Annotated in this window: 24 protein-coding genes and 2 pseudogenes; 14 read left to right on the top strand and 12 right to left on the bottom strand. The window is 72.3% G+C overall.

From position 1 onward, the window contains the following. Positions 1-10: 10 nt before the first annotated feature. Positions 11-892, bottom strand: coding sequence for an SIS domain-containing protein (locus ADK64_RS39970; protein ID WP_053667009.1), 882 nt, complete (start codon positions 890-892; stop codon positions 11-13). Positions 893-1,048: 156 nt separating this feature from the next. Here ADK64_RS39970 and ADK64_RS39965 point away from each other — a divergent pair, with 156 nt between their 5' ends. Continuing rightward, the gene (locus ADK64_RS39965; protein WP_053667008.1) at positions 1,049-1,828 is read left to right on the top strand and encodes a DeoR/GlpR family DNA-binding transcription regulator; all 780 of its coding nucleotides are present in this window, start codon (positions 1,049-1,051) and stop codon (positions 1,826-1,828) included. Between the two features lie 245 nt (positions 1,829-2,073). Here the strand turns inward: ADK64_RS39965 and ADK64_RS39960 are convergent, their stop codons facing one another. Next, positions 2,074-2,469 carry a luciferase family protein gene (locus ADK64_RS39960; RefSeq protein ID WP_159046460.1) on the bottom strand — a complete coding sequence of 132 codons (396 nt, stop codon included), beginning with the start codon at positions 2,467-2,469 and terminating at the stop codon, positions 2,074-2,076. A gap of 415 nt (positions 2,470-2,884) precedes the next feature. Between ADK64_RS39960 and ADK64_RS39955 the strand changes: the two genes are divergently transcribed. Further along, positions 2,885-4,063 (top strand): MFS transporter, encoded by a 1,179-nt coding sequence (locus tag ADK64_RS39955; RefSeq protein ID WP_053667007.1) that lies wholly within the window; start codon positions 2,885-2,887, stop codon positions 4,061-4,063. A gap of 55 nt (positions 4,064-4,118) precedes the next feature. Beyond that, complete coding sequence (locus ADK64_RS39950) at positions 4,119-4,895, top strand: maleylpyruvate isomerase family mycothiol-dependent enzyme (RefSeq protein ID WP_053667006.1); 777 nt, start codon at positions 4,119-4,121, stop codon at positions 4,893-4,895. Between the two features lie 7 nt (positions 4,896-4,902). On the opposite strand, the gene ADK64_RS39945 is transcribed toward ADK64_RS39950, so the two are convergent. Further along, on the bottom strand, positions 4,903-5,301 hold the full coding sequence (locus ADK64_RS39945; RefSeq protein WP_053667005.1) for a MarR family winged helix-turn-helix transcriptional regulator: 399 nt from the start codon (positions 5,299-5,301) through the stop codon (positions 4,903-4,905). A gap of 85 nt (positions 5,302-5,386) precedes the next feature. On the opposite strand from ADK64_RS39945, the gene ADK64_RS39940 reads away from it, so the two are divergent. Continuing rightward, entirely contained in the window at positions 5,387-6,877 is a 1,491-nt protein-coding gene (locus tag ADK64_RS39940) for an MFS transporter (RefSeq protein ID WP_053667004.1), read from the top strand. Between the two features lie 73 nt (positions 6,878-6,950). Beyond that, a complete protein-coding gene (locus ADK64_RS39935) occupies positions 6,951-7,235 on the top strand; it encodes a DUF6332 family protein (RefSeq protein WP_053667003.1) in 285 nt (94 codons plus the stop codon). Here the strand turns inward: ADK64_RS39935 and ADK64_RS39930 are convergent. From ADK64_RS39930 to ADK64_RS39920, 3 genes are all read right to left on the bottom strand, one after another. Next, positions 7,196-7,861: a response regulator gene (locus ADK64_RS39930; RefSeq protein WP_053667002.1), complete on the bottom strand. Its 666-nt coding sequence runs from the start codon at positions 7,859-7,861 to the stop codon at positions 7,196-7,198. The genes ADK64_RS39935 and ADK64_RS39930 overlap by 40 nt on opposite strands. After that, positions 7,858-9,072, bottom strand: a complete 1,215-nt coding sequence (locus ADK64_RS39925) for a sensor histidine kinase (protein ID WP_107093218.1) — start codon at positions 9,070-9,072, stop codon at positions 7,858-7,860. The genes ADK64_RS39930 and ADK64_RS39925 overlap by 4 nt, the downstream gene beginning before the upstream one ends. 99 nt (positions 9,073-9,171) lie before the next feature. Continuing rightward, positions 9,172-9,858 (bottom strand): TetR/AcrR family transcriptional regulator, encoded by a 687-nt coding sequence (locus ADK64_RS39920; RefSeq protein WP_053667000.1) that lies wholly within the window; start codon positions 9,856-9,858, stop codon positions 9,172-9,174. A gap of 126 nt (positions 9,859-9,984) precedes the next feature. On the opposite strand from ADK64_RS39920, the gene ADK64_RS39915 reads away from it, so the two are divergent. Next, on the top strand, positions 9,985-10,446 hold the full coding sequence (locus ADK64_RS39915; RefSeq protein WP_053666999.1) for a nitroreductase family deazaflavin-dependent oxidoreductase: 462 nt from the start codon (positions 9,985-9,987) through the stop codon (positions 10,444-10,446). Between the two features lie 34 nt (positions 10,447-10,480). Here the strand turns inward: ADK64_RS39915 and ADK64_RS39910 are convergent, their stop codons facing one another. Beyond that, entirely contained in the window at positions 10,481-11,731 is a 1,251-nt protein-coding gene (locus tag ADK64_RS39910; protein WP_053666998.1) for a geranylgeranyl reductase family protein, read from the bottom strand. Positions 11,732-11,862: 131 nt separating this feature from the next. Between ADK64_RS39910 and ADK64_RS39905 the strand changes: the two genes are divergently transcribed. Then, positions 11,863-13,218, top strand: coding sequence for a dipeptidase (locus tag ADK64_RS39905; protein ID WP_053666997.1), 1,356 nt, complete (start codon positions 11,863-11,865; stop codon positions 13,216-13,218). A gap of 72 nt (positions 13,219-13,290) precedes the next feature. Then, positions 13,291-13,995 (top strand): MBL fold metallo-hydrolase, encoded by a 705-nt coding sequence (locus ADK64_RS39900; RefSeq protein ID WP_053666996.1) that lies wholly within the window; start codon positions 13,291-13,293, stop codon positions 13,993-13,995. 110 nt (positions 13,996-14,105) lie between these two features. On the opposite strand, the pseudogene ADK64_RS44480 reads toward ADK64_RS39900, so the two are convergent. Then, positions 14,106-14,315: pseudogene (locus ADK64_RS44480) on the bottom strand (IS5/IS1182 family transposase); the annotation flags it as partial. Positions 14,316-14,516: 201 nt separating this feature from the next. Between ADK64_RS44480 and ADK64_RS39895 the strand changes: the two are divergent. Beyond that, positions 14,517-14,942: a hypothetical protein gene (locus ADK64_RS39895; RefSeq protein WP_053666995.1), complete on the top strand. Its 426-nt coding sequence runs from the start codon at positions 14,517-14,519 to the stop codon at positions 14,940-14,942. A 19-nt stretch (positions 14,943-14,961) separates the two neighbouring features. Here ADK64_RS39895 and ADK64_RS44475 read toward each other — a convergent pair. From ADK64_RS44475 to ADK64_RS39875, 3 genes and pseudogenes are all read right to left on the bottom strand, one after another. Continuing rightward, a pseudogene (locus tag ADK64_RS44475) lies at positions 14,962-15,969 on the bottom strand (IS5 family transposase). Positions 15,970-16,448: 479 nt separating this feature from the next. Next, positions 16,449-17,492 (bottom strand): NUDIX hydrolase, encoded by a 1,044-nt coding sequence (locus ADK64_RS39880; RefSeq protein WP_053666993.1) that lies wholly within the window; start codon positions 17,490-17,492, stop codon positions 16,449-16,451. Between the two features lie 145 nt (positions 17,493-17,637). After that, complete coding sequence (locus ADK64_RS39875) at positions 17,638-17,832, bottom strand: hypothetical protein (protein ID WP_053666992.1); 195 nt, start codon at positions 17,830-17,832, stop codon at positions 17,638-17,640. A 256-nt stretch (positions 17,833-18,088) separates the two neighbouring features. Between ADK64_RS39875 and ADK64_RS45660 the strand changes: the two genes are divergently transcribed. The 3 genes from ADK64_RS45660 to ADK64_RS39860 all read left to right on the top strand — a co-directional run bounded on the left by ADK64_RS45660 (position 18,089) and on the right by ADK64_RS39860 (position 21,445). Then, the gene (locus tag ADK64_RS45660) at positions 18,089-18,442 is read left to right on the top strand and encodes a hypothetical protein (RefSeq protein ID WP_053666991.1); all 354 of its coding nucleotides are present in this window, start codon (positions 18,089-18,091) and stop codon (positions 18,440-18,442) included. Beyond that, positions 18,439-19,209 (top strand): maleylpyruvate isomerase family mycothiol-dependent enzyme, encoded by a 771-nt coding sequence (locus ADK64_RS39865; RefSeq protein WP_053666990.1) that lies wholly within the window; start codon positions 18,439-18,441, stop codon positions 19,207-19,209. The genes ADK64_RS45660 and ADK64_RS39865 overlap by 4 nt, the downstream gene beginning before the upstream one ends. A gap of 214 nt (positions 19,210-19,423) precedes the next feature. Continuing rightward, the gene (locus tag ADK64_RS39860) at positions 19,424-21,445 is read left to right on the top strand and encodes an NPCBM/NEW2 domain-containing protein (RefSeq protein ID WP_199829842.1); all 2,022 of its coding nucleotides are present in this window, start codon (positions 19,424-19,426) and stop codon (positions 21,443-21,445) included. Between the two features lie 150 nt (positions 21,446-21,595). Here ADK64_RS39860 and ADK64_RS39855 read toward each other — a convergent pair whose 3' ends face one another. Continuing rightward, on the bottom strand, positions 21,596-22,546 hold the full coding sequence (locus tag ADK64_RS39855; protein WP_053666989.1) for an ROK family protein: 951 nt from the start codon (positions 22,544-22,546) through the stop codon (positions 21,596-21,598). A 218-nt stretch (positions 22,547-22,764) separates the two neighbouring features. Here ADK64_RS39855 and ADK64_RS39850 point away from each other — a divergent pair, with 218 nt between their 5' ends. Both ADK64_RS39850 and ADK64_RS39845 read left to right on the top strand, forming a co-directional pair. Then, positions 22,765-23,814 carry a LacI family DNA-binding transcriptional regulator gene (locus ADK64_RS39850; RefSeq protein ID WP_053666988.1) on the top strand — a complete coding sequence of 350 codons (1,050 nt, stop codon included), beginning with the start codon at positions 22,765-22,767 and terminating at the stop codon, positions 23,812-23,814. Positions 23,815-23,821: 7 nt separating this feature from the next. Then, positions 23,822-24,577: a hypothetical protein gene (locus ADK64_RS39845; protein WP_053666987.1), complete on the top strand. Its 756-nt coding sequence runs from the start codon at positions 23,822-23,824 to the stop codon at positions 24,575-24,577. Positions 24,578-24,647 lie beyond the last annotated feature (70 nt).

The following is a 24,647-nucleotide window of genomic DNA, read 5'->3' as shown; positions in this document are numbered from 1 at the left end:
GGCCGGGGTGTCAGGGGGCGAGGATCACCGAGCGGGTCAGATGGCGCGGCTGGTCGGGGTCCAGGCCGCGGGCGGCGGCGACGGCGACCGCGAGCCGCTGGATCCGGACGAGTTCGGCGAGCGGGTCGAGAACGCCCTCGATCCACCACCCGCCCGTGGCGCCGACCTGTCGGGCGAGTCCCTCGGGTGCCTGCCCGAGCATCCAGGTGGCCGTGCCCTCGGTGGTGATGCTGATCGGGCCGTGCCGGTACTCCATCGCCGGGTAGGCCTCGGTCCAGGACAGGGAGGCCTCGCGCATCTTCAGCCCGGCCTCGTTCGCGAGTCCGACGGTCCAGCCGCGGCCCAGGAACGTGAACTGGGTGCAGGAGACGAGCTGTTCGGGAAGAGGAGTGGACAGGGCCGTACGCGCGTCGGCGACGACGGTGTCGGCGTGCAGGCCGAGATGGGCACGCAGGAGGGTGAGGGCGGTGGTCGCGAACCGGGTCTGGACCACGGAGCGTTCGTCGGCGAAGTCCAGGACGACGAGGTCGTCGGCGGCGGACATGACGGGGGTGGCGGGGTCGGCGGTGACAGCGGTGGTACGGGTGCGCCCCCTGACCTTCTCCAGCAGTTCCAGCACTTCGGTCGTCGTACCGGAGCGGGTGAGGGCGACGACCCGGTCGTACGACCGCCCGTACGGGAACTCGGAGGCGGCGAACGCGTCGCTCTCGCCCTGCCCGGCGCCCTCCCGCAGGGCGGCCACGGCCTGCGCCATGAAGTACGAGGTTCCGCACCCCACGATCGCGACCCGCTCCCCCGGCTCCGGCAGCGCGCCCCGGAGCCGCCCCGCCTCCTCGGCCGCCCGTATCCAGCACTCCGGCTGGCTGTTCAGCTCGTCCTCGACATGGGTCATGCCCACACCCTCCCCAGACTGATTGTTCCTGCAAGATATAGCTAGCTTTCGAGCACAATCAAGCATTCGAGCGCAGACTGGGTGCGCTAGGGTCACCGTGGGTTCATGAGGACGATCGGCGAACGATCGGAGGACGACCGGAGAACGGAGGTGCGGATGTCCCGGGACGCCCGCTGGAAGGCGCTGCTGGAACTGCTCGTGGAGCGCGGCCGGCTGGAGGTCGAGGAGGCGGCGGCCGAGCTGGCGGTGTCGGCGGCGACGATCCGCCGGGACTTCGACCAGCTCGCCGAGCAGCAGATGCTGGTGCGCACGCGGGGCGGGGCGGTGGTGCACGGGGTGTCGTACGAACTCCCGCTGCGCTACAAGACGGCCCGCCGCGCCTCCGAGAAGCAGCGCATCGCGAAGGCCGTGGCCGAACTCCTGGCACCGGGCGAGGCGGTGGGACTGACCGGCGGTACGACCACCACGGAGGTGGCCCGCGCACTGGCCGTACGCGGCGACCTCTCCGCCGGTTCACCCGCGCTGACCATCGTGACCAACGCGCTCAACATCGCCAACGAGCTTGCCGTACGGCCCCAGTTCAAGATCGTGGTGACGGGCGGGGTCGCGCGCCCGCAGTCGTACGAACTCATCGGCCCGCTCGCGGACGGGGTGCTCGGGCAGATCACGCTCGACGTGGCCGTGCTCGGAGTCGTCGCCTTCGACGTCGCACACGGCGCGGCGGCACACGACGAGGCGGAGGCCGCGATCAACCGCCTCCTGTGCGAGCGCGCCGAACGGGTCGTGGTCGCCGCCGACTCCAGCAAGCTGGGCCAGCGGGCCTTCGCCCGGATCTGCGGCGCGGAACTGGTGGACACGCTGGTCACGGACACGGCGGTGGCAGAGGAGACGGTACATCGCTTCGAGGAGGCGGGCGTCCGGGTTCTGGCGGTGTGAGGGGCGAGCGACTCGGACACGAGCAAGGTCCGCTTCACAGGCGGGCGTCCGGTTTCCGTCGGCGTGAGGCGCGACGGGCCCGCAAGCCACCGAGGCGGCTTCGCAAGCACGCCCGGGATCCGGCCGCGGGACCGGGCCAGCCTCGCAGGCAGAAGGCCGCATCCTGACCGCGTCGACCACCGGACGGCTCGGACACCAGCCCGAAGACGGGTGTCCGGGGCCCGACCACACGGCGCCCGACCAGCTCAGATGCGCCCGAGGTCGGCCTTCACAAAGCCCGCGCCCCGCTGGTCGTTGCACCCTATCGGCGGGCGGTCGGTCGGGTCGGGCCAGCTCTGCTGGGCCTGGAGCGCCACGCTCACCAGGGTCAGCAGCAGGTCGACGTCGCTCGCCGCGTCGAGCCGCAGGGTCACCCACTGCGAGCCGGGCACGATTCTGATCGCGCCCGAGTCCTTGAGGTCGTTGGCGAACCGCCGGACGGCCCGCGCGGTGAGCCGCAGATCGACATCGCGCTCCGAGTGGAAGTGGGCGATCTCGCCCTGGGCCGAACTCACCGCCTGTCCCAGACCGCAGCTCGGAATCGTCTGACTCAGGTCGGGCCAGATCGCCAGTTGCGCGAGCGCGCGCGAGGCCAACGTCATGGGGCCATCATGGCCCGCTCACCCTCTCGCAACCAGCTCGTGAGCGAGCATTAACCGGCCTGTTTCCTTGCGGAGACCTCGTGCAGAGACGCGCCAGCACCCCCGAACGGGGCACGCTCCGAGCCGTGTTGACGTCTCGGATGATGCGAAAACACCCAAGTCGGCGCAGGTCGGGGCCATATCGACGGATCCGCGGGCAGACCGGCGGCGGTCTCGGCGCGTCAAGGGCGGCCGCACCATCGGGAGAGACCGTTGTCACCGAAGCGGGTGACGGCGCGTTTTCGGTTGTCGCGCAAGGTGAACACCATGCGTCGCGGGCCCGCGCGAGCGCCCGGGGCAGCTCTTGCCCATCCCCTCGACCTCCCCCTAACCTGACTTTGTGCCGCTAATAAACAAACTCCCCTCGCACAGCGTCGTGCCGGGTCGCAGTCACGACCTCTCTCGTCTGCGGATCGCCCTCACCGCCTTCTTCGCCCTGGACGGGTTCATCTTCGCCGGGTGGGTCGTACGGATTCCCGCCATCAAGGAGCAGACCAACGCCTCGGCCAGTGATCTGGGCCTGGCGCTCCTCGGTGTCTCCGCCGGCGCCGTGATCACGATGACCCTCACCGGTCGGCTGTGCCGTCGCTACGGCAGCCACCCGGTCACCGTGGTCTGCGCGGTGCTGCTCTCGCTGAGCGTCGCCCTGCCCCCGCTCACCCACTCCGCGCCCGCGCTCGGCGCCGTACTGCTGGTCTTCGGCGCTGCCTACGGCGGCATCAACGTGGCCTTCAACAGCGCCGCCGTCGATCTGGTGGCCGCGTTGCGGCGGCCCATCATGCCCACGTTCCATGCCGCGTTCAGCCTCGGCGGCATGATCGGCGCCGGTCTCGGCGGCCTGGTCGCCGGTGCGCTCTCCCCCACCCGGCATCTGCTCGGCCTCACCCTCGTCGGGCTGCTCGTCACCGCTGTCGCCGGACGCGCCCTGCTGCGGCAGGAACCGCCCGCGCCGCCGGAGCGAGGACCGTGGCCGCATGCGGAGCCGGACCGTGACGGCGCTCGGCGCGGCGGGCGCCGTGGGCTGGTCCTCGTCTTCGGACTGGTCGCGCTGTGCACCGCCTACGGTGAGGGCGCCATGGCCGACTGGGGCGCTCTCCACCTCCAGCAGGACCTCGCGGCGTCGTCGGGCGTGGCGGCCGCCGGGTACTCGTGTTTCGCGCTGGCCATGACCATCGGCCGGGCGACCGGGACGACGCTCCTCGAACGCCTCGGCCGCGCGCGCACCGTGATCACGGGCGGCACGGTCGCGACGGCGGGCATGCTGCTCGGCTCCCTCGCGCCCTCCGTGTGGGCGGCACTGATCGGCTTCGCCGTCACCGGGCTCGGGCTCGCCAATCTCTTCCCGGTCGCCGTGGAGCGGGCCGGCGCGCTGACCGGCCCGTCCGGCGTCGCCGTCGCCTCCACACTGGGCTACGGCGGCATGCTCCTCGGGCCACCCTCGATCGGCTTCATGGCCGACTGGTTCTCCCTGCCGACCGCGCTCACGAGCGTGGCCGCGCTGGCCGCCGTCGCCGCGGTCATCGGGGTCACGACACGGCGGACGATGGGCCGCTGACCCGGGCGGGAAAAGGGCAGAGCCTCTCCGGCGGTGCGTACGGCACACTCTGCCCATGGAGACTGCCGACTTCCTTCAGACCCTGGACCGCGAGGGCCGGCTCCTCGCGGCGGCCGCCGAGGCCGCGGGGACCGACGCCAAGGTGCCCACCTGTCCCGAGTGGCAGGTGCGCGACCTGCTGCGGCACACCGGCGCGGTGCACCGCTGGGCCGCCGGATTCGTGGCCGACGGGGAGCGCGCGCCGCGCCCCTTCGGCGACCCGCCGGACCTGGACGGCACCGCGCTGGTGGCCTGGTACCGGGACAGTCACCGCCTGCTGGTCGACACCCTGGCGGCCGCGCCCGCCGACGTGGAGTGCTGGACCTTCCACCGGGCGCCCAACCCCTCCCCGCTGGCGTTCTGGACGCGCCGACAGGCCCACGAGACGGCCGTCCACCGCTACGACGCCCAGGCGGCGCGCGCCGGTGCGGACTCTCCGCTCACACCCGACTTCGCACCGGACATCGCACCGGACATCACGGCAGACTTCGCGGCGGACGGCATCGACGAGTTGCTGCGCGGTTTCCACGCCCGCTCCAAGAGCCGCCTGCGCACCGAGGAGCCGTGTGCCGTGCGGGTGCGCGCGGTCGACGCGGGGCCGGACGCGGTGTGGACCGTGCGGCTGTCGGCCGAGCCGCCGGTGACCGTGCGGGACGCGGTCGGCGAGGCCGTTGCCGAACTGTCGGGACCCGCCGCCGAGTTGTACCTCGCGCTGTGGAACCGCAGGCCCGTGCCGAGCGTGACCGGCGATCGCTCCCTGGCCGGACTGTGGCGGGAGAGGGGCAGGATCTGACGCCAGGTCAGCCAGTCCCGGTCAGCATCCGGGCCAGCACCGCGCGCTGCACCGGCCGTACCTCGCCGTGCAGCGCGCGTCCCTTGGCCGTCAGTACGACCCGCACCCCGCGCCGGTCCTCGGCGCACATGGCGCGGTCGACGAGACCGTCCTTCTCCAGGCGGCCGATCAGCCGGGACAGCGCGCTCTGGCTGAGATGGACCCGTTCGGAGATCTCCTGCACGCGGTAGGCGCAGCCGCCGTCCGCCGCCACCCCCTCGGCCAGCAGGTCGAGGACCTCGAAGTCACTGGCGCACAGGCCGTGCCCGTTCAGCACCCGGTCCAGCTCGCACTGGGTGCGGGCGTGGAGAGCCAGGATGCCCCGCCACTGCTCCACGAGCGCCTGCTCGGCCCTGTTCGCCGCCATGAGCGCACCGTAGCAGAGAACCAAGATTGTTGCATCGTAATTAAATGCGTTTGCATTCAATGCATGCGCATGTACTCTCGTCGGCATGACTTCTCCGCTCACCACCTCCGCGGCCGCGTCCCCGACGGTCCGCTGGACTCCCCGGCTGTGGGGCACCCTGCTGGTGCTCTGCGCGGCGATGTTCCTCGACGCGCTGGACGTGTCGATGGTCGGCGTCGCGCTGCCGTCCATCGGTTCCGACCTGCATCTGTCCACCTCGACGCTGCAATGGATCGTCAGCGGCTACATCCTGGGCTACGGAGGCCTGCTCCTGCTCGGCGGACGCACCGCCGACCTGCTCGGACGGCGCCAGGTGTTCCTCGTCGCCCTCGGCGTCTTCGCGCTCGCCTCACTGCTCGGCGGGCTCGTCGACTCCGGCCCGCTGCTGATCGCCAGCCGTTTCATCAAGGGTCTGAGCGCGGCCTTCACCGCACCGGCCGGCCTGTCGATCATCACCACGACGTTTCCCGAGGGCCCGCTGCGCAACCGCGCCCTGTCCATCTACACCACCTGCGCCGCCACCGGCTTCTCCATGGGCCTGGTGCTCTCGGGCCTGCTCACCGAGGCCAGTTGGCGCCTGACCATGCTGCTGCCCGCGCCGATCGCCCTGATCGCGCTGGTCGCGGGCCTCAGGCTGCTGCCGCGCAGCGCCCGCGAGGAGAACCACGACGGCTACGACATCCCCGGGGCCGTCCTCGCCACCGCGTCGATGCTGCTGCTCGTCTACACCGTCGTCCAGGCACCCGGGGCCGGCTGGGCCTCCGCCCGCACGCTGCTGTCCTTCCTCGCCGTCGCCGTGCTGCTGACCGCGTTCGTCCAGATCGAGCGGCGTTCGCCGAGCCCGCTGATCCGGCTCGGCGTGCTGCGCTCGGGCAGCCAGGTCCGCGCCCAGCTCGGCGCGGTCGCCTTCTTCGGCTCGTATGTGGGCTTCCAGTTCCTGACGACGCTCTACATGCAGTCCCTGCTCGGCTGGTCGGCGCTGCACACGGCGCTCGCGTTCCTGCCGGCGGGCGCGCTGGTGGCGGTGTCCGCCACGAAGGTCGGCGCGATCGTCGACCGGTTCGGCACCCAGCGGCTGATCGCGACCGGCTTCGCCTTCATGGCCGCCGGGTACGCGCTGTTCCTGCGTGTCGACCTCGACCCGGTGTACGCCGCCGTGATCCTGCCGTCGATGCTGCTGATCGGCGCGGCCTGCGCACTGGTCTTCCCCTCGCTCAACATCCAGGCCACCAACGGGGTCGAGGACCAGGAGCAGGGCATGGTCTCCGGTCTGCTCAACACCTCGGTGCAGGTGGGCGGCGCGCTCCTGCTGGCGGTGGTGACGGCCGTGGTGACCGCGGGCGCCCCCGCGCACGCCACCCCGCGGGCCGTGCTCGACAGCTACCGGCCCGGCTTCCTCGTCGTGACGGGCGTCGCGCTGGCCGGACTGCTGATCACCCTCACGGGCCTGCGCGGCCGTCGTGCCCAGCCGTCCCTCGTGGTTGCCAGGTCCACCGTGAAGGAGGCGGAAGCGGAGCGCGTGGCGGTCCGCGATTAGGGGGAACGCCTCCACACGTGCGCCCGGCGGGAGGCGGTTTGCCCGCCGGGCGCACGTCCATGAGACTGGCCGGATGGACGAGTACGGGGGACGCCGCACGAAAGCCCAGCAGGACGCGGCGACAGTGGAGACCGGCTATGCGCTGGTGAGCGCCGGCTTCGCGGCGGCGGTGCTGTTCGGCGCCCTGGCGGGACCGAGCCTGCTCTTCGAGCTGCCCCGCTCCCTGGAGACGGCGTCGCTGTGGACCGGTCTCGTCGTCGCACCGGTGGTCTTCGTCGCCCGGGTGGTGAGCGTGCTGGTGCGCTTCCGGCGGGCGGCTCAGCCCAGCCAGCCGGGGCGTACCAGCCCGGACTCGTAGGCCAGCACGACGAGTTGGGCGCGGTCCCGGGCGCCCAGTTTCACCATCGCGCGGCTCACATGGGTCTTGGCCGTCAGCGGGCTGACCACCAGTCGGCGGGCGATCTCCTCATTGGACAGGCCGATGCCCACCAGCGCCATCACCTCCCGCTCCCGCTCGGTGAGCCGGGCGAGGGCGCCGGCCGCGGCGGGCTCCTTGGAGCGGGCCGCGAACTCGGCGATCAGACGGCGGGTGACGCCCGGCGAGAGCAGCGCGTCACCCTCCACCACCGCGCGTACGGCGCGCAGGAGTTCGTCCGGTTCGGTGTCCTTGACCAGGAAGCCCGAGGCACCGGAGCGGATGGCCTCGAAAACGTACTCGTCCAGTTCGAAGGTGGTGAGCATGACCACCTTCACGTCCTGCAGACCCGCGTCGCCGGTGATGCGGCGGGTCGCGGCCAGGCCGTCCAGCAGGGGCATGCGGATGTCCATCAGGACGACGTCCGGTGCCAGTTCGCGCGCCAGGCGCAGCGCCTCCTCGCCGTCGGCCGCCTCGCCGGCCACCTCGATGTCCGGCTGTGCGTCGAGCAGCGCCCTGAAACCGGCCCGCACGAGCGACTGGTCGTCGGCGAGCAGTACCCGGATCACTGGTCCTCCCTGAGGTGCGACGGCAGTACGGCGAGCACCCCGAAGCCGCCGCCCCGGCGCGGGCCCGCCTCGATGGTGCCACCCAGCGCCGCCGCCCGCTCCCGCATGCCGGCCAGCCCGTTTCCGCTGCCGCCGGCGTCGGCGCCGGTCGCGGGTCCGTCGTCGTCGACGCGCAGCCGCAGCGCCTCGCCGTCGTGGGCGAACGTCACCCGCGCGTGCCGCGATCCGGAGTGTCGTACGACGTTGGTCAGGGCCTCCTGCACGATACGGAAGGCGGCCAGGTCGGCGCCCGGCGACAGGTGCGGGGGCTCGCCCTCGACCTCGACGGTCAGACCGGCCGCCGCCGCCTGTTCCACCAGCTCCGGGAGCCGGTCGAGGCCGGGGGCGGGGGCGCGCGGGGCTGCGCCGGGCGCGCGCAGGGTGTCGAGCACCTGGCGCACCTCGCCGAGGGCCTCCTTGCTGGCGGCCTTGATGGTGGTGAGCGCGGCCCGGGCCTGCTCGGGGTCGCTGTCGAGCAGTGCGAGTCCCATGCCCGCCTGCACGTTGATGACGGAGATGCTGTGCGCGAGGACGTCGTGCAGCTCGCGGGCGATCCGCAGCCGTTCCTCGTCCGCGCGCCGGCGGGCCGCCTGGGCGCGGTCCGCACGCTCGCGCGCCCACTGTTCGCGGCGTACCCGGGCGAGTTCGGACAGGGCGACGAGGGCGAGCATCCAGGTGCCGACGACGACTTCCTCGGTGATGCCCACGCTCTTGTCCCCCGCCGGCGGCAGCCAGCGGTAGAGCCAGAGCCCGATCAGCGCGTGTCCGGCCCACAGCAGGCCGAGGGCCGCCCAGGCGGCCCGACGGTGCCCGGCGACGACCGCGCTGAAGCAGGCGAGGGCGACCGTGAGGAACACCGGCCCGTAGGGGTAGCCGGCGGCCAGGTAGCCCAGGACCGCCAGCGCCGTGCCGAAGGCCACGGCGACGGGGTGGCGGTGCCGCCACAGCAGCATGAGGCAGGTGACGAGCAGCAGCACGCGCGCGTAGCCGTCCAACGGCACGCGGTGGGACTGTCCGTGCGCGGCGAAGTTGCTGCCGGCCAGCACGATCACCGTGACCAGCACGGTGGACCGCCAGGGCCGGCGGGCACGGCGCGGCTCCGCTTCGTCCGGGCCGCCTCGCCACGGGGGCCCGTACCGCCACCACGGCCCGAGGGCGCGCTGCTCTTCCATGCCCGCCACGCTAGACGCCGCCGGCCCGGCGGGGCGTCAGCCAGGCGAGGTGATCACGCGTACTCCCCGGGAAGTACGGCCCGGTCCGGACCCGGCGGCCTACCGCAGCCCCACCCCGTGCGCCAGTTCCGTCGCCGCGTGGCGGAAGAAGGTCTCCCGGTCCTCGACCACGTTGTTGAACTGACCGAACAGCTCGAAGCCCACCAGCCCGAACAGCTGCGCCCAGGCCGCCACCATCGCCGCGGCCACCTCCACGGGCAGCTCGGGGGCGAGGTCGGCGGCGATGCGCTCGGCCTCGGGGCGCAGGGCCACGGGCAGCGGCAGGTCGGCGAGGCCGGGTCCCTCGTGGGCGGCGCGGAGGATGCCGATGAGGACGAGGCCGACCCGGGAGGCGGCGGGGACGGTGGTCTCGGGGGCGGAGTAGCCGGGCACGGGCGACCCGTAGATCAGGGCGTACTCGTGCGGATGCGCGAGTGCCCAGCCGCGCACCGCCTCGCACACGGCCGTCCAGCGGACCACGGGTCCGGCGTCACGGGCCGCGTCGCGCGCCTGCTCCGCGGCCTCGCCGAGAGAGTCGTAGGCGTCGATGATCAGGGCGGTCAGCAGCTCGTCGCGGCTCGGGAAGTAGCGGTACAGAGCCGACGAGACCATGCCCAGTTCACGGGCGACGGCCCGCAGTGAGAGCTTCGCCGCGCCCTCCTGCGCCAGCTGTCTGCGGGCCGCTTCCTTGATGGCGGCGGTGACCTCGATCCGCGCCCGTGCCCGGGCGCCCTGTGGGGTGCTCATGCCTGCAGTCTGCCATGAACGAGAGCGGTGCACACAAAAGAGAGCAGTGCTCTTGCTTTCTCGCGTCGACCCACCCCACACTGGAGTCGAGCGAGAGCACCGCTCTCCAAAACCTCGGGAGTCACCATGCCGTCGTCTTCTTCCGCGCCGTACTACCTCAAGGGCAGCCCGCTGAACGTCCGGCTGAACAGCGTCATCGGCTGGCTCGCCCGGCACGGAATCAGCCTCATGGGCAGCGCCGAGATGTCGGTGCGGGGCCGCAAGAGCGGCCAGATGCAGCGCATCCCGGTCAACCCGCACACCTACGACGGCGGGCAGTACCTGATCTCGGCGCGCGGTCACTCGCAGTGGGTGCGCAACATGCGCGTCGCCGGCGGCGGTGAACTGCGCGTGGGCCGCAGGACGCGCGTCTTCACCGCGGTGGAGCTCCCCGACGCCGAGAAGCTCCCGATCCTGCGGACCTACCTGGAGAAGTGGGGCTGGGAGGTCAACCAGTACTTCGACGGGGTGACCGTCAAGTCCACCGACGAGGAGATCATCGCCTGCGCCGGCGACCACCCGGTCTTCCGCATCTCCGTCACGGACTGAACCATCACGTTCTGAAACATCACGTGCTGAACCCTCACGAACTGGCGGATTCCTCCGTCTGCTCCGCCGGGACGGCCTCCCCCCGGTCGAGCCGGGTCAGGGCGCGCTGGGCCAGCGGGTGGGCGCGGACCAGCTCACCGAGCGAGGTCGAGCCCTGCGTGATCTCCCGGAACGCCCGCCAGGCGGGCCGAAAGCCGGTGAGGGCCGCGTGGAAGACGCCGGGACGCTTCTCGAACACGGTCAGCAGCCGCTTGCCGACGCTCATCTCGACGCCGAGCCCGGCCTTGATCGCGAACGCGTAGTTCAGGGCCTGGCGGCGTGCGTCGACCGCGTCGTGCGCCTCGGCGATACGCACCGCCCACTCCCCCGCGAGCCGGCCCGAGCGCAGCGCGAAGGAGATGCCCTCGCGGGTCCACGGCTCCAGCAGGCCGGCCGCGTCACCGCAGACCAGCACCCGCCCCCGGGAGAGCGGCGAGTCGTCGGCGCGGCAGCGGGTCAGATGCCCGGAGGAGAGGGCGGGCTCGAAGCCGGCCAGGCCGAGCCGGGCGATGAAGTCCTCCAAATACCGCTTCGTGGCCTCGCCTTCACCGCGCGCGGAGATCACGCCGACCGTCAGGGTGTCGTCCTTGGGGAACACCCAGCCGTAACTGCCCGGCATCGGGCCCCAGTCGAGCAGGACCCGTCCCTTCCAGTCCTCGGCGACCGGCTCCGGGACCGGGATCTCCGCCTCCAGGCCGAGGTCGACCTGGTCCAGCTTCACGCCGACATGGGCCCCTATGCGGCTGGCACTGCCGTCGGCACCGACGACCGCGCGGGCCAGCACCGTCTCCCCGCCCTGGAGGACGACGGCGACCGTGCGCCGGTCGGGGACCGCCGAGCCGTGCTGCTCCACCCGCTGCACCGTGACGCCCGTACGCAGCTCGGCGCCCGCCTTCTGGGCGTGCTCGACCAGCTGCTGGTCGAACTCGGGACGGTTGACCAGGCCGAACAGCATCTGCCTGGAACGGCGGGTGCGGGTGAAGCGGCCGCCCAGGGAGAAGGTGACCGCGTGCACCCGGTCCCGGAAGGGCAGGTCGAAGCCGGGGGGCAGCGCGTCACGCGAGGGGCCGATGATGCCGCCGCCACACGTTTTGTAACGGGGCAACTCGGCTTTCTCCAGCAACAGCACGCGCCGTCCCGCGACCGCGGCCGCATAGGCGGCCGAGGCCCCCGCGGGTCCCGCGCCCACCACGACGACGTCCCACACCTGCTGAACGCCGTCCGCCGAAGAGTTCTCGCCGCTCACGATGGTCTACTGCTCCGATCAAGCCGCTGCCGTAGTGTCCCCAGCATCCTACGGCGGCCGTCGTCGCAGGCCACTGTGGGAGTATCGGGTTACTCACCCCGTTCAACGTCGCACCCACGAGGAGCGTGCCCATGTCGTCGAATCCGGTCGCCGAGACCGTCGCCTCGCTCATGCCCCGGGCGAAGGCGGAGCTGGCCGAACTGGTCGCCTTCAAGTCGGTGGCGGACTTCGCGCAGTTCCCGAAGAGTGAGAGCGAGGCCGCCGCGCGCTGGATCGCCGAGGCCCTCACCGCCGAGGGCTTCGTCGACGTGGCCCTGCTGGACACCCCGGACGGCACCCAGTCCGTCTACGGCTACCTGCCGGGCCCCGAGGGTGCGAAAACGGTTCTGCTGTACGCCCACTACGACGTGCAGCCGCCGCTGGACGAGGCCGCCTGGACCACTCCCGCGTTCGAGCTGACCGAACGCGACGGCCGCTGGTACGGCCGCGGGAGCGCCGACTGCAAGGGCGGCTTCCTCATGCACCTGCTCGCGTTGCGCGCCCTGAAGGCGAACGGCGGTGTGCCGGTGAACGTGAAGGTGATCGTCGAGGGCTCGGAGGAGCAGGGCACCGGCGGCCTGGAGCGGTACGCCGAACAGCACCCCGAGCTACTCACGGCGGACACCGTCGTGATCGGCGACGCGGGCAACTTCCGCGTCGGCCTGCCGACCGTGACCACCATCCTGCGCGGTATGACCCTGGTACGGGTGCAGATCGACACCCTGGCGGGCAACCTGCACTCGGGCCAGTTCGGCGGTGCCGCCCCGGACGCGCTGGGCGCGCTCATCCGGGTGCTGGACTCGCTGCGCGCCGCGGACGGCTCGACCACGGTCGACGGTCTGGACGCGTCGGCGGTGTGGGACGGCCTGGAGTACACCGAGGAGCAGTTCCGCTCCGACGCCCGGGTACTCGACGGCGTCGAGCTGACCGGCGCCGGCTCGGTCGCCGACCGTCTCTGGGCCCGCCCGGCGGTCACCGTCCTCGGCATCGACTGCCCGCCGGTCGTCGGCGCGACCCCGTCGGTGCAGTCCGCCGCCCGTGCTCTGATCAGCCTGCGGGTGCCGCCGGGCGTGGACGCCGCCGAGGCGACCAAGCTGCTCCAGGCGCACGTCGAGGCGCACACCCCGTGGGGCGCCCGGGTCAGCACCGAGCAGATCGGCCAGGGCCAGCCGTTCCGCGCCGACACCTCCAGCTCCGCCTACCAGGCGATGGCCGACGCGATGGCCGTGGCCTACCCCGGCGAGACGATGCAGTACGCCGGTCAGGGCGGCTCCATCCCGCTGTGCAACACCCTCGCCGGGCTGTACCCGCAGGCGGAGATCCTGCTGATCGGCCTGAGTGAGCCGGAGGCCCAGATCCACGCGGTCGACGAGAGCGTCTCCCCCGAGGAACTGGAGCGGATGTCGGTCGCCGAGGCCCTGTTCCTGCGCAACTACGCGGCGGGCTAGACGCTGCCCCACTCCTTCTGCTCACGGCAGAGCGCCCTCGCCTCCGGGCGGGGCCCTGCCTACGGTCGGTGCATGGAGCTCATCGAACTGCTGCCCCGTCTGCACCTGCTGCGCTTCCCCGTCGGCCAGGCCTACCTCTGGAGCGACGACGACGGGCTGACGCTCATCGACGCGGGCGTGCTGGGCGCCGGCCGTACGATCGCCGACGCGATCACGTCGCTGGGCCGCGCGCCCGAGGACGTACGACGGATCGTGCTGACGCATTTCCACGAGGATCACGTGGGCGGAGCGGGCGAGTTCGCGGCGCTGAGCGGTGCCGAGGTGCTGGCGCACCACCTGGAGGCCCCGTTCATCCGTGGTGAACTCCCCGGCCCGCCGCCCCGGTTCGAGGACTGGGAGCTGCCGATCCACGAGGAGGCGGTCAAGCACCTGCCCGAGGGGACGCCGGTGCCGCCGGCCGCGATCACCGGCGTGTCGGACGGTGACGTCCTCGGCTTCGGCGGCGGGGCCCGGGTGCTCCACGTCCCGGGGCACACGGACGGCAGCATCGCACTGTTCCTGCCCGCCGAGGGCGTGCTGTTCACCGGCGACACGGTGGCGGCCTCACCGGTCGACGGGACGGTGATCCCCGGGGTGTTCAACCTCGACCGCGCCCAACTCCTCACCTCCTTGCGGCGGTTGGCGGAACTGGACGCGGACGTGGCGTGCTTCGGCCACGGTGACCCGGTGCTGAAGGGCGCGGCGGCGACCCTGCGCGAGGCCGCCGCGGCGGCCTGATCACGGGGGCACGTCTGCCGTCCGTCCGGGGCGACGCGGGGGATCGTCCCGGACGGACGGCGGTGCGCCCGGCCCCGGCCGCCACTAGGGTCTGTTCTGAATTCAGATCCTGATGTCGGTTTCAGGCTGCGGAGCCAGATGACGGATCCGCGCAGATGGAGACCTGCTTCGAAGCTGGTGGGCGTCTTGTCGTAGCGCGTGGCGAGGCCCCGCCAGTCCTTGATCTTGTTGATGGCACGCTCGACGGTGTTGCGATCGCGGTACAGATCGGCGTCGTGACCGACGGGCCGGCCGCCACTGCTGTCCCGCTTCTTCCGGTTAGTGAGGGTGGGGTGGTCGCGCCGGGGCGATGGTAGGCGCCGGGTCGGCGGGTGCGCAGTGGCGTCTCGGACTGGGGGAAGATCTGTCCGGCAAACCGAGACGGTTCACCCCTTCGAGCGAATGACCGCCGCATCCTCGCCGCAGCCGGGTAGGGATGCCGTGATCCGGCGACAGCGCCGGGCTATGCGAAGGAGACCCTCATGGCCGACTGCTTCCTGCCCTTCCAGTTCGTATCCAAGGGCGAGACGCTGGAGGTGACCGGGAGTCTTCCGCTGCGGGACGTGTCGGGGCTGACCGTCAAGGTCCTGGTCTCGCAAGCCGTCGTGCTCGGCGCCGACGGCAAGGCCGGGGACAACAGCCCGACCGGCGAGGGGATCAAGAAGGGCGTCAGCTCGTCTTTCAGCTCCAACAAGCTGACCGTGTCGGTGCCGTGCGACCGGGTAGCCGGCACGTGGACCCCCGGAACACCCGTGGCGTACGTCGCCACCGTCTTTGACTCCTCCGGCAAGCAGGTCGGCTCCGACAGCGGTGTACGCAACATCGAGGGCGGCAACAACGGCCCCTTCGCCTTGTTCTCCGCGTTCTCCGACAGCGGCATGGCCATCGACATGGCCGACTTCCGCTAGGGTCTGCCCTGAATTCAGATCATGATGCCGGTTTCAGGCTGCGGAGCCAGATGACGGATCCGCGCAGATGGAGACCTGCTTCGAAGCTGGTGGGCGTCATGTCGTAGCGCGTGGCGAGGCCCCGCCAGTCCTTGATCTTGTTGATGGCACGCTCGACGGTGTTGCGATCGCGGGTACAGATCGGCGTCGTGACCGACGGGCCGCCCGCCACTGCTGCCCCGCTTCTTCCGGTTGGCGGCCTGGTCGTCCTTCTCCGGGATCACCGCCTTGATCCGCCGGTGGCGCAGGTAGGCCCGGGATGCGCGGGCGGAGTAGGCCTTGTCGGCGGCCACCGCGTCGGGGCGGGTGCGTGGCCGGCCGATCGGACCCCGCACCTTGACCTTGTCCATGACCGGGATGAACTGCGGGTTGTCCGCGCCCTGGCCCGGGGCGACCACGAAGGACAACGGCCGGCAGCGCCGCTCGGCGGCCAGATGGGTCTTCGTGGTCAGGCCACCGCGCGAACGCCCCAAGGCGGCCGCCTTCAGCCTTGCCCGACGGCGGCGGTGCAGCCGACGCCTGTCCTCCCGCTCGGCGTCCTCCGCACCGTCAGCGACCGCACTCCGGTCAGCTACTGCCCCGGTTTGTCCCTTCGCTGCAGCCCCTTTTCCTCCCCGACGGCCTTCTCCAACTCTTCCAGCAACTCGGCGTCCACGACCATCCCGGCCGCGTGATGATGCGCACGGGAAACGGTGGAATCCACACTGACCAGCGACAAGTCGACCTGCCCGCGCGCGGCGGCCTCGGCGATCATCCCCTCCATCAGCGCCTGGAAGACGCCCTTGCGCGCCCAGGAGCCGAACTGGCCGTAGATCGTCGGCCAGTTGCCGTACCGCTCAGGGACATCCCGCCAGGGACTCCCCACCCGAAACCGCCACATCATCGCGTCGAACTGCCGCCGCAGGTCCGGGATCGGCCCCGTCGCCGCCATCGGCAGGAACGGCTCGACCAGCTCCCACTCACTGTCCGTCAGATCGCCACGAGTCATGGACCCCTTCTACCAGTCGCCAGGCAGCCGACGAGCCCGAACCGCTATTCATGATCTGAATTCAAAACAGGCCCTAGCGCTCCGGGGGCGACCCACGTGCTCCCGTCGCCCCGCACCCCGCCGACGGATCAGCCAACCGGCACCCCGCCCCCGCGACCGGGGCGACGTGGAGGACGCTCTCGGGCACACGGCACACGAGCCCCAGGGCACCGACAGCCACGACACGGTCCCCCACCAAGCCCAGCGACGGCCTCCCCCCGAGACACCGCAGGCGCGCGGCGCGGTCCCGCCACCCCGCCCTCCACGACCGCGCCGACACGAAGGACACCCCCCACCACACAGCACACGAGCCCCAGGGCACCGACAGCCACCACGCGATCCCCCACCAAGCCCAGCGACGGCCTCCCCCCGAGACACCGCAGGCGCGCGGCGCGGTCAGTCGACCCGCCCTCGTCGGCACCGGCACCGGCACCGGCAGGTCAGCCGACCGGCACCCCCGCCTCCAGATACAGCGCGGTCCCCCGCTCCCGGGCCCGCAGCGCCCAGCGCAGTCGCTCGTAGCGGACCGGTGGGAGCATTCCGGCGGCCTCCTGCTCGCTGGCGAAGCGCCAGCCGCGCAGCTCCGGGCCCGGCAGCAGCACCCGGGACGCCACGCCGGGCTCGAGCCGGCCGCCGTCGAACAGCAGCCGCAGCCCGCCGAAGCCGGGCGGCGCGGGCCGCTCCCAGTCCACGACCAGCAGCCGGGGCACCTCCCGCAGCTCTATCCCGGTCTCCTCGGCGACCTCGCGCATCCCGGCGCGGGCCGGTGCCTCGCCGCGCTCCACCACACCGCCGGGGAACTCCCAGCCGGGCTTGTAGGTGGGGTCCACGAGCAGTACCCGGTCGTGTTCGTCGAAGAGCAGCACCCCGGAGGCGAGCGTCTCGGCGGTCGGGTCGGGGGTCTGCACGATGTCGCAGGGGGGTACGGCACCGCCGGCGACGGCGTCGGCGATGCGGACGGCGGTCTCGTACGGGGTCAGGGTGCTGGTGTCCACGAGATGGGCGTCGGCGGTGAGCCAGGAGGCGAGGGCGGCGCGGTAGGGCTCGATGTGGTCGAAGGCCCACTGCCGCTGCCGTATCTCGCCGTCGGGCAGGTCCGGCGGTGTCTCGCGCTGGGCCATCCGCTCTCGCAGGATCGTTTCAGCCGGGGCGAGGAGCAGATGCCGCACGGTGATCCTGCGGGCGGCGAGGGCGCCGAAGATCTCGTCCCGGTACTCCTGGCGGAGCAGGGTCATGGGCACCACGAGGGTCCCACCCAGCTCGGCGAGCATCGCGGCCGCCGTGTCGATGACCAGCCGGCGCCAGATCGGCAGGTCCTGGACGTCGCCGACCTCGGCGAGGCGCTTGGGCGGCAGCAGGTGCGCGAGCGACCCACCGATGACCTCGGGGTCGAAGAGCGTGCTGTTCGGGACCAGTTCGATCAGTTCCCGTGCGGCCGTGGTCTTTCCCGCACCGAACGCGCCGTTGATCCAGACGACGGTCACGGACTCCCCCTCTTCTGTTCGACCCCCTGTGGCTTGCCCGCAACACCCTGCCACGGAAACCCCGCCCCGGTGAGGGCGCCCGCACGGAAGTGCCGGTGCCCCCGCGGCGGGGACACCGGCACTCACGGGCACGGGGGGACCCGCACTACTGCTGCCCGAGGGCTTCCTCGTCGATGGGCGCCAGGCCGTCCTGGCTGACGAGGTCACCGGCCGGGTGGAGGGAGCCTTGGATGCCGAGGTCTCCGAGCGGGCCGTCGTCCGCCGCGTGGGACGGGGTGACGGCGGCCACGACGAATCCGGTGGCCAGGGTGGCGAGGGCGAGGATGCTGCGCTTCTTCATGGGCTGATCAACTACGGAAGCGGCCCCCGGGTCACGCGCACCCGCGTGGTTGCGCACCTCGGCTCGACGGGCGTCCGGTGCGGTGACCGTGGCCGGGATCCGCCAGGACGACCGGCCCCGGCGGGTGCGTGGAGACGGCGAATCCCCCCGCACCGGGGGTCCGGGCGGGCGGCGGGAAATCCCGTGGCCCCGACGATCACCGCGCGGGTATCGTCCGGCACCGGCACTGCCGCGATGACCCAGGAAGGCGACAGCCATGACCAGCCCCCGCCCCACCACCACCCTCTGGCGCCCGACGGGCCCCGAGGAGCTGGAGCTGGTCCGCGCGCTCGACCGTCGGGCCTGGCCGCCCCGGCTCCCGGAGCAGCCGATCTTCTACCCGGTTCTCAACGAGGACTACGCGATCCGGATCGCCCGGGACTGGAACGTCAAGTACGACGGCGCCGGTTTCGTGACCCGCTTCGAGGTCGACACGGAGTTCCTCGCCCGTTACCCGGTCCGGCAGGCCGGTGGCGAGACGATCCTGGAACTGTGGGTGCCGGCCGAGGAGTTGGACGAGTTCAACGCGCATATCGTCGGCCGCATCGAGGTCGTGCGGGAGTTCCGGTGAGCGGGCTGCCGGCCCTGCGCGCCGGGGCCGATCCCGTCGAGCTGGTCGTACGCTCGGGCGGGCGGCTCGTACGGGCCGCGGCCGCCCTGCCCGACGCCGCCCTGCGCGCCCCTTCGGGGCTGCCCGGGTGGACGCGCGGCCATGTCCTCGCCCACGTCGCCCACAGTGCCGACGCCTATGTGTGGCTGCTGCGGCTCGCGCGCACCGGCCGCGCACCCGGCCCGCGCGCGGACGCGGCGGCGTCGGCCACCGCGACGGCGCGGGACGCGGCGCTGCCCGCCGACCGGCTCGTGGCCCTGCTGCGGGAGAGCCTCGACCGGTTCACCGCGCACGCGCGCGCGATGCCCGGCCCCGCCTGGGAGCGTCCGGTCGCGGCGCTGGCCGGCTGGCGGCACCCCGCCTGGTACCTCCTGCTGCGCTGCCTGCGGGAGCTTGAGACCCACCACCTGGACCTCGGCACGGGCCACGGCACCGACCGCTGGCCGGAGGCGTACGTCTCCTGGGCGCTGGACGACACCCTCGGCACGCTGCGCGCCCAGGGCTTCCCGCTCGTCTCGGTCAAGGCCGTCGATCTCGGCCGGAACTGGTCGGTGACGGCCGAGGGCCCCTCGGTCGCCGGGGCCGGGCATCAGGTGCTCGGCTGGCTCAGTGGACGCCTCCCCGCCGACGTGCTCACGGCCGACCACCCGGCTCACCTCCTTCCGCACCCGCCCGCCTGGCCCCAGCCGCCGCTCCCGGGGTGGGGCCGCGTCGGCGACCAGACCTGAGCCCCGAAAGCAAACACATCCGAACACCCTGCGCCCTCCACAGGGTGAAACAGCCGGTCGCCAACGCCTCCGACGGCCTGTCGAACAGTCGTGACGAACCTCTTCCAACACAGTCCGACAGGTCCTACCGTAAACGCGCACAGCTGACACATACATGACGCCCAGGCACGGCCATGGCGTCATCCACCTCTCGCGAGTCGGAGGAACGTCAACGATGCGTCACCCTCACACCCGCACCACCCGCCGAAGACTGGCCGGAGCACTCACCGCGGGGCTGCTGTGCACGGCGGGCCTCGCCGCCCCGGCCGTCGCGGCCCCCGGGCAGGCACCCACCGCCCCCGCCCTGGCCGACGGCCTCGCCCTCACCCCGCCGATGGGCTTCAACAACTGGAACTCCACACACTGCGGAGCCGACTTCAACGAGACGATGGTCAAGGGCATCGCCGACCTCTTCGTGGCGAAGGGCCTGAAGGACGCCGGCTACCAGTACGTCAATCTGGACGACTGCTGGGCCCTGCCGAACCGCGACGCGAACGGCAAGCTGGTGCCCGACCCGGCCCGCTTCCCGAACGGCATCAAGGCCGTCGCCGACTACGTCCACTCCAAGGGACTCAAGCTCGGCATCTACACCAGCGCCGGCACCAAGACCTGCAACAGCGCGGGCTTCCCCGGCGCGCTCGGCCACGAGTACAGCGACGCACGGCAGTTCGCCGACTGGGGCGTCGACTACCTCAAATACGACAACTGCAACAACCAGGGCGTCGACGCCAAGCAGCGGTACACGACCATGCGCGACGCGCTCAAGGCGACCGGGCGGCCCATCGTCTACAGCATCTGCGAATGGGGCGAGAACAAGCCCTGGGAGTGGGCGGCGGACGTCGGTCATCTCTGGCGGACCACCGGAGACATCAGCGACAACTGGGGCTCGATGGTGTCGATCCTCAAACAGAACCTGCCGCTCGCGCCCCACGCCGGCCCCGGCCACTGGAACGACCCCGACATGCTGGAGGTCGGCAACGGCGGCATGACGGACACCGAGTACCGCTCGCACTTCTCCCTCTGGTCGGTCATGGCCGCGCCGCTGCTCATCGGCACCGACCTGCGCAAGGCCTCCCAGGCGACCTTCGACATCCTGGACAACAAGGACGTCATCGCCGTCGACCAGGACCCGCTCGGCAAACAGGGCACGGTCGTCTCCTCGCAGGACGGGCGCTGGGTGATCGCCAAGGAGATGAAGGACGGCAGCCGCGCGGTCGCCCTCTTCAACGAGTCCGGCACCGCCCAGCGGATCGCCACCACCGCGAGCGCCGTCGACCTGCCCGGCGCCCCCGCCTACACCCTGCGGGACCTGTGGCAGCACACCAGCTACAACACGGCCGGCACCGTCGCCGCCACCGTCCCGGCCCACGGCACGGTCCTGCTGCGCGTCTCGGCCGACCCGCACTGGGCGGCCCATCCGCCGGCGGCCGAACTCGGCCTGGACGGCAGCCCGTTGCTGGAGGCCGCCACCCCGACCACACTGACCAGCACCGTCACCGACCTCGGCCGGACGCCCGCGCGCCGGGTCTCCGTGTCGCTGACCGGCCCCGGCGGATGGACCGTACGGCCCACCACGGCGACCACGGCCGCCGCCCTCGCCACCGGCCGGACCCTGCGCACCGGCTGGAGCGTGACCGCACCGGCCGGGACACCGGCCGGCTCCTACGACCTCACGCTGCGGGCGCGCTACCGCTCACCGGCCGGCCGGCAGGTCACCAGCACCCTCCCGCTCAGCGCGTCCGTGGTGCTGCGGCCGCCCACCGGGACGTCGTACCTCAGCGACCTGCCCTGGCTGTCGGCGACCAGCGGCTGGGGGCCGGTGGAACGCGACACCAGCAACGGGGAGAGCGCCGCGGGTGACGGGCACCCGATCACCATCGGCGGGACGGTGTACGCCAAGGGACTCGGGGCGCACGCGCCGAGTGACATCTCCTTCTACACCGGCAAGGCCTGCACGAAGGTCACCGCGGACGTCGGCGTGGACGACGAGAAGGGCACGAAGGGCACCGTCGCCTTCGAGATCTGGGCGGACGGCACCGAGGTCGCCTCGACGGACGTCCTGACCAACGCGATGTCCGCCCACCCGCTCACCGCCGACGTCACCGGCGCCCAGGTGGTCCGCCTCGTCGTCACCGACGGAGGCGACGGCAACGACTCGGACCACGCGGACTGGGCGGACGCACAGGTCAGTTGCTGACGCACGTCCGCGACCGGCTCCGCCCCGCCCGAGCCTGCCGACGCACGCGCGACGGTCACCGGTCCGCGCCGGGCCGTGGGAGCCGGTGTCCCGGCCGGCCAGGGCGCGGGCAGGGGACGGGATGTGAAGTCCCCTTGTCCGCGCCGGAGTTCAGACCGCCGCCGTCGCGTCCGGCCTGCGGGCCAGGACGGCCGCCGCCGCGCCGACCAGGCCCGCGTCGGTGCCCATCTGCGCGGGCGTGACCGTGAGGCGCTGGACGAAGGACAGGGTGGCGTAGTCGGTGAGGGCCTTGCGCAGGGGTGTGAAGAGGATGTCGCCCGCCTTGCCCACACCCCCGCCGATGACCGCGATGTCGATCTCGACCAGGGTCGCGGTGGCCGCGATACCGGCGGCCAGCGCCTGGGCCGCCCGCTCGAAGGAGGCCACGGCGACCGGGTCGCCCTCGCGGGCGGCGGCGGCCACGGCGGCCGCGGAGACGTCACCGTCGGGAGCCGGGCGCCAGCCCTGCTCCAGGGCGCGGCGGGCGATGTTGGGCCCGCTGGCGATGCGCTCCACACAGCCCCGCGAACCGCACGGACACGGGTCACCGTCGAGGTCGACGCTGATGTGCCCGATGTGCCCGGCGTTGCCGGTCGGGCCGGGGTGCAGCTGCCCGTTCAGGACCAGGCCACCGCCGACGCCCGTCGAGACCACCATGCACAGTGCGTTGTCGTGGCCGCGCGCCGCGCCCTGCCAGTGCTCGGCCGCCGTGATGGCGACGCCGTCGCCGATCAGCTCGACCGGAAGGCCCCCGGTGGCCGCACGCACCCGCTCGACCAGCGGGAAGTCGCGCCAGCCCGGCACGTTCACCGGGCTGACGGTGCCCGCCGAAGCGTCCACCGGGCCGGCGCTGCCGATGCCGAGGGCGCCCGCGCGGGCCCACAGCGGCGAGTCGGCGAGGTCGCCGAGTACGTCCTCGACGGCCCGCATGACCGTTTCGCCGTCCTGCTGGGCGGGCGTTCCGCGCTGGGCTCGCGCCAGGATGCGGCCGTCGCCGTCCACCAGCGCGCCGGCGATCTTGGTGCCACCGATGTCCAGTGCCGCCACGAGGTCGGTGTGCATGAGAGTCAGATCTCCCCGTTGAAGCTCGATAACCAAAGACCAATGAGACGCAGGCCGGTCAGGCGGTGGGGGCGCAGGCCGACAGACAGCGGTGGACAGTCTCTCTCGCATCTGACAACGTTGTCCAGGCTCTATGCTCGACGCCACATCCTCATACAAGCCCATGGATCCGCGCACCCCCATGGGAGAACACGTACGACAGGACAGGACGCCGCATCGTGCCCGAGATCACCCGCCCAGCAGACCGCCTGCCCGGGACCCGCTACGGCAACCGCCCGACGATGAAGGACGTGGCGGCGCGGGCCGGTGTCGGGCTGAAGACGGTCTCCCGGGTGGTCAACGGCGAGCCCGGGGTCACCCCGGACACCGAACGCCGGGTGCAGGAGGCGATCGAGGCACTGGGCTTTCGCCGCAACGACAGCGCCCGCGTGCTGCGCAAGGGCCGTACGGCGAGCATCGGTCTGGTCCTGGAGGACCTCGCCGACCCGTTCTACGGCCCGCTCAGCCGCGCCGTCGAGGAGGTGGCCCGCTCGCACGGCGCCCTGCTGATCAACGGATCCAGCGCCGAGGACCCGGAGCGCGAGCAGGAGCTGGCGCTGGCGCTCTGCGCGCGGCGGGTGGACGGTCTGGTGGTGATCCCGGCCGGGGACGACCACCGTTATCTCGAACCGGAGATCAGGGCCGGGGTGGCGACCGTGTTCGTGGACCGTCCGGCCGGGCGGATCGACGCCGACGTGGTCCTTTCCGACAACTTCGGCGGCGCCCGGGACGGTGTGGCCCATCTGATCGCGCACGGCCACCGCCGGATCGGGTTCATCGGCGACATGCCCCGCATCCACACCGCCGCCGAGCGGCTGCGCGGCTACCGGGCGGCCATGGAGGACGCCGGGATAGCGGTCGAGGACGACTGGATGTCGCTGGGGGCGACGAACCCGGAGCGGGTGCGCCCGGCGGCGGAGGAGATGCTCGCCGGGGCCGACCCCGTCACCGCGATCTTCGCGGGCAACAACCGGGTGACGGTCACGGTGATCCGGGTCCTGGCCGAGCAGCCCCGCCCGGTCGCCCTCGTCGGCTTCGACGACTTCGAGCTGGCCGATCTGCTCCAGCCGGGCGTCACGGTCGTCGCGCAGGACGCGGCCGCCCTCGGCCGTACGGCCGCCGAGCGCCTGTTCCGGCAGCTGGAAGGCGGTCTCGTCGCCCCGGAGCGCATCGAGCTGCCCACCCGGCTGATCACGCGCGGCTCGGGCGAGCTGCCGCCGGCCGACTGAACCGCGCATGACCGGACGGACCTTGGCGGAACTCGGCCTCGCCGAGGCCCCCCGCGACCATCCCCTGACCTACCCGGGCGCCTGGCCCACCGCGTCCGGACTGCTGCACGGCGACCGGATGCTCCCGCTGGAGCGCCTGGTGTACGACGACCGGGTGCCGGTGCTCACGGTCGGCTCCAACGCCTGTCCGGGCCAACTGCGGCACAAGATGGTCGAGTCCGGGATCGACTCCCCGGTGCCGATGGTGCGGTCCCGGGTGCGCGGCCTCGACGTCGGCGTCTCGGCGCACGTCAGCCTCTGCGGCTATGTCTCCGCGTCACCCGTCAAGTCCCCTGATGCGTCGAGGGAGTTGTTCGTCATCTGGCTGGACCGGCGCCAGCTGGAGATGATCGACGCCAGCGAGGGCGTGCCGCTGCCGGAGGGCAACTACCGGCGCGCGTGGCTGCCCGCGTCCGAGGTGCGCGTCGAGCTGCCGGACGGTGCGGTGCTCGCGGGGACGTACGCGTACGTCAACCGGCACGGGGTGCTGCACGACGGCGCCGGTGCGCCACGCCCGCATCCCGGGCAGCGCCCACTGCTCAGCGAGCTCCTCGCGGGTTCGGCCCCGCTGCGAGAGCTGTTCGGGCTCACGCCGGAGGAGTTCGTCGCCCGGATCCGGGCCGATCGCGCTCTGAGCGCGCTGGGCACCCGGCTGTTCGCGGAGCAGCGGTGGGTGACGGAGTCGGGGCTCGAACCGTACGCCGACGGCCGGCGGACGATCTGAGACACCGCTGACGCACCACCGCCCCGGGCCGGCGGCCGGGACGGTGGCGGGCCTTCTGCTCCTACGTCTC

Origin of the sequence: Streptomyces sp. MMG1121 (genome assembly GCF_001280015.1) — a bacterium.
GTDB lineage: Bacteria > Actinomycetota > Actinomycetes > Streptomycetales > Streptomycetaceae > Streptomyces.
Note: the sequence above shows the minus strand (reverse complement) of the source record. Positions and strands in the feature narration are given on the sequence as shown.

What these genes read in the sequence shown, in the direction of transcription:
- ADK64_RS39970 (WP_053667009.1), bottom strand. Translation starts at nt 892, where the DNA reads ATGACCCATGTCGAGGACGAGCTGAACAGCCAGCCGGAGTGCTGGATA.
- ADK64_RS39965 (WP_053667008.1), top strand. Translation starts at nt 1,049, where the DNA reads ATGTCCCGGGACGCCCGCTGGAAGGCGCTGCTGGAACTGCTCGTGGAG.
- ADK64_RS39960 (WP_159046460.1), bottom strand. Translation starts at nt 2,469, where the DNA reads ATGACGTTGGCCTCGCGCGCGCTCGCGCAACTGGCGATCTGGCCCGAC.
- ADK64_RS39950 (WP_053667006.1), top strand. Translation starts at nt 4,119, where the DNA reads ATGGAGACTGCCGACTTCCTTCAGACCCTGGACCGCGAGGGCCGGCTC.
- ADK64_RS39945 (WP_053667005.1), bottom strand. Translation starts at nt 5,301, where the DNA reads ATGGCGGCGAACAGGGCCGAGCAGGCGCTCGTGGAGCAGTGGCGGGGC.
- ADK64_RS39940 (WP_053667004.1), top strand. Translation starts at nt 5,387, where the DNA reads ATGACTTCTCCGCTCACCACCTCCGCGGCCGCGTCCCCGACGGTCCGC.
- ADK64_RS39935 (WP_053667003.1), top strand. Translation starts at nt 6,951, where the DNA reads ATGGACGAGTACGGGGGACGCCGCACGAAAGCCCAGCAGGACGCGGCG.
- ADK64_RS39925 (WP_107093218.1), bottom strand. Translation starts at nt 9,072, where the DNA reads ATGGAAGAGCAGCGCGCCCTCGGGCCGTGGTGGCGGTACGGGCCCCCG.
- ADK64_RS39920 (WP_053667000.1), bottom strand. Translation starts at nt 9,858, where the DNA reads ATGAGCACCCCACAGGGCGCCCGGGCACGGGCGCGGATCGAGGTCACC.
- ADK64_RS39915 (WP_053666999.1), top strand. Translation starts at nt 9,985, where the DNA reads ATGCCGTCGTCTTCTTCCGCGCCGTACTACCTCAAGGGCAGCCCGCTG.
- ADK64_RS39905 (WP_053666997.1), top strand. Translation starts at nt 11,863, where the DNA reads ATGTCGTCGAATCCGGTCGCCGAGACCGTCGCCTCGCTCATGCCCCGG.
- ADK64_RS39900 (WP_053666996.1), top strand. Translation starts at nt 13,291, where the DNA reads ATGGAGCTCATCGAACTGCTGCCCCGTCTGCACCTGCTGCGCTTCCCC.
- ADK64_RS39895 (WP_053666995.1), top strand. Translation starts at nt 14,517, where the DNA reads ATGGCCGACTGCTTCCTGCCCTTCCAGTTCGTATCCAAGGGCGAGACG.
- ADK64_RS39875 (WP_053666992.1), bottom strand. Translation starts at nt 17,832, where the DNA reads ATGAAGAAGCGCAGCATCCTCGCCCTCGCCACCCTGGCCACCGGATTC.
- ADK64_RS45660 (WP_053666991.1), top strand. Translation starts at nt 18,089, where the DNA reads ATGACCAGCCCCCGCCCCACCACCACCCTCTGGCGCCCGACGGGCCCC.
- ADK64_RS39860 (WP_199829842.1), top strand. Translation starts at nt 19,424, where the DNA reads ATGCGTCACCCTCACACCCGCACCACCCGCCGAAGACTGGCCGGAGCA.
- ADK64_RS39855 (WP_053666989.1), bottom strand. Translation starts at nt 22,546, where the DNA reads ATGCACACCGACCTCGTGGCGGCACTGGACATCGGTGGCACCAAGATC.
- ADK64_RS39845 (WP_053666987.1), top strand. Translation starts at nt 23,822, where the DNA reads ATGACCGGACGGACCTTGGCGGAACTCGGCCTCGCCGAGGCCCCCCGC.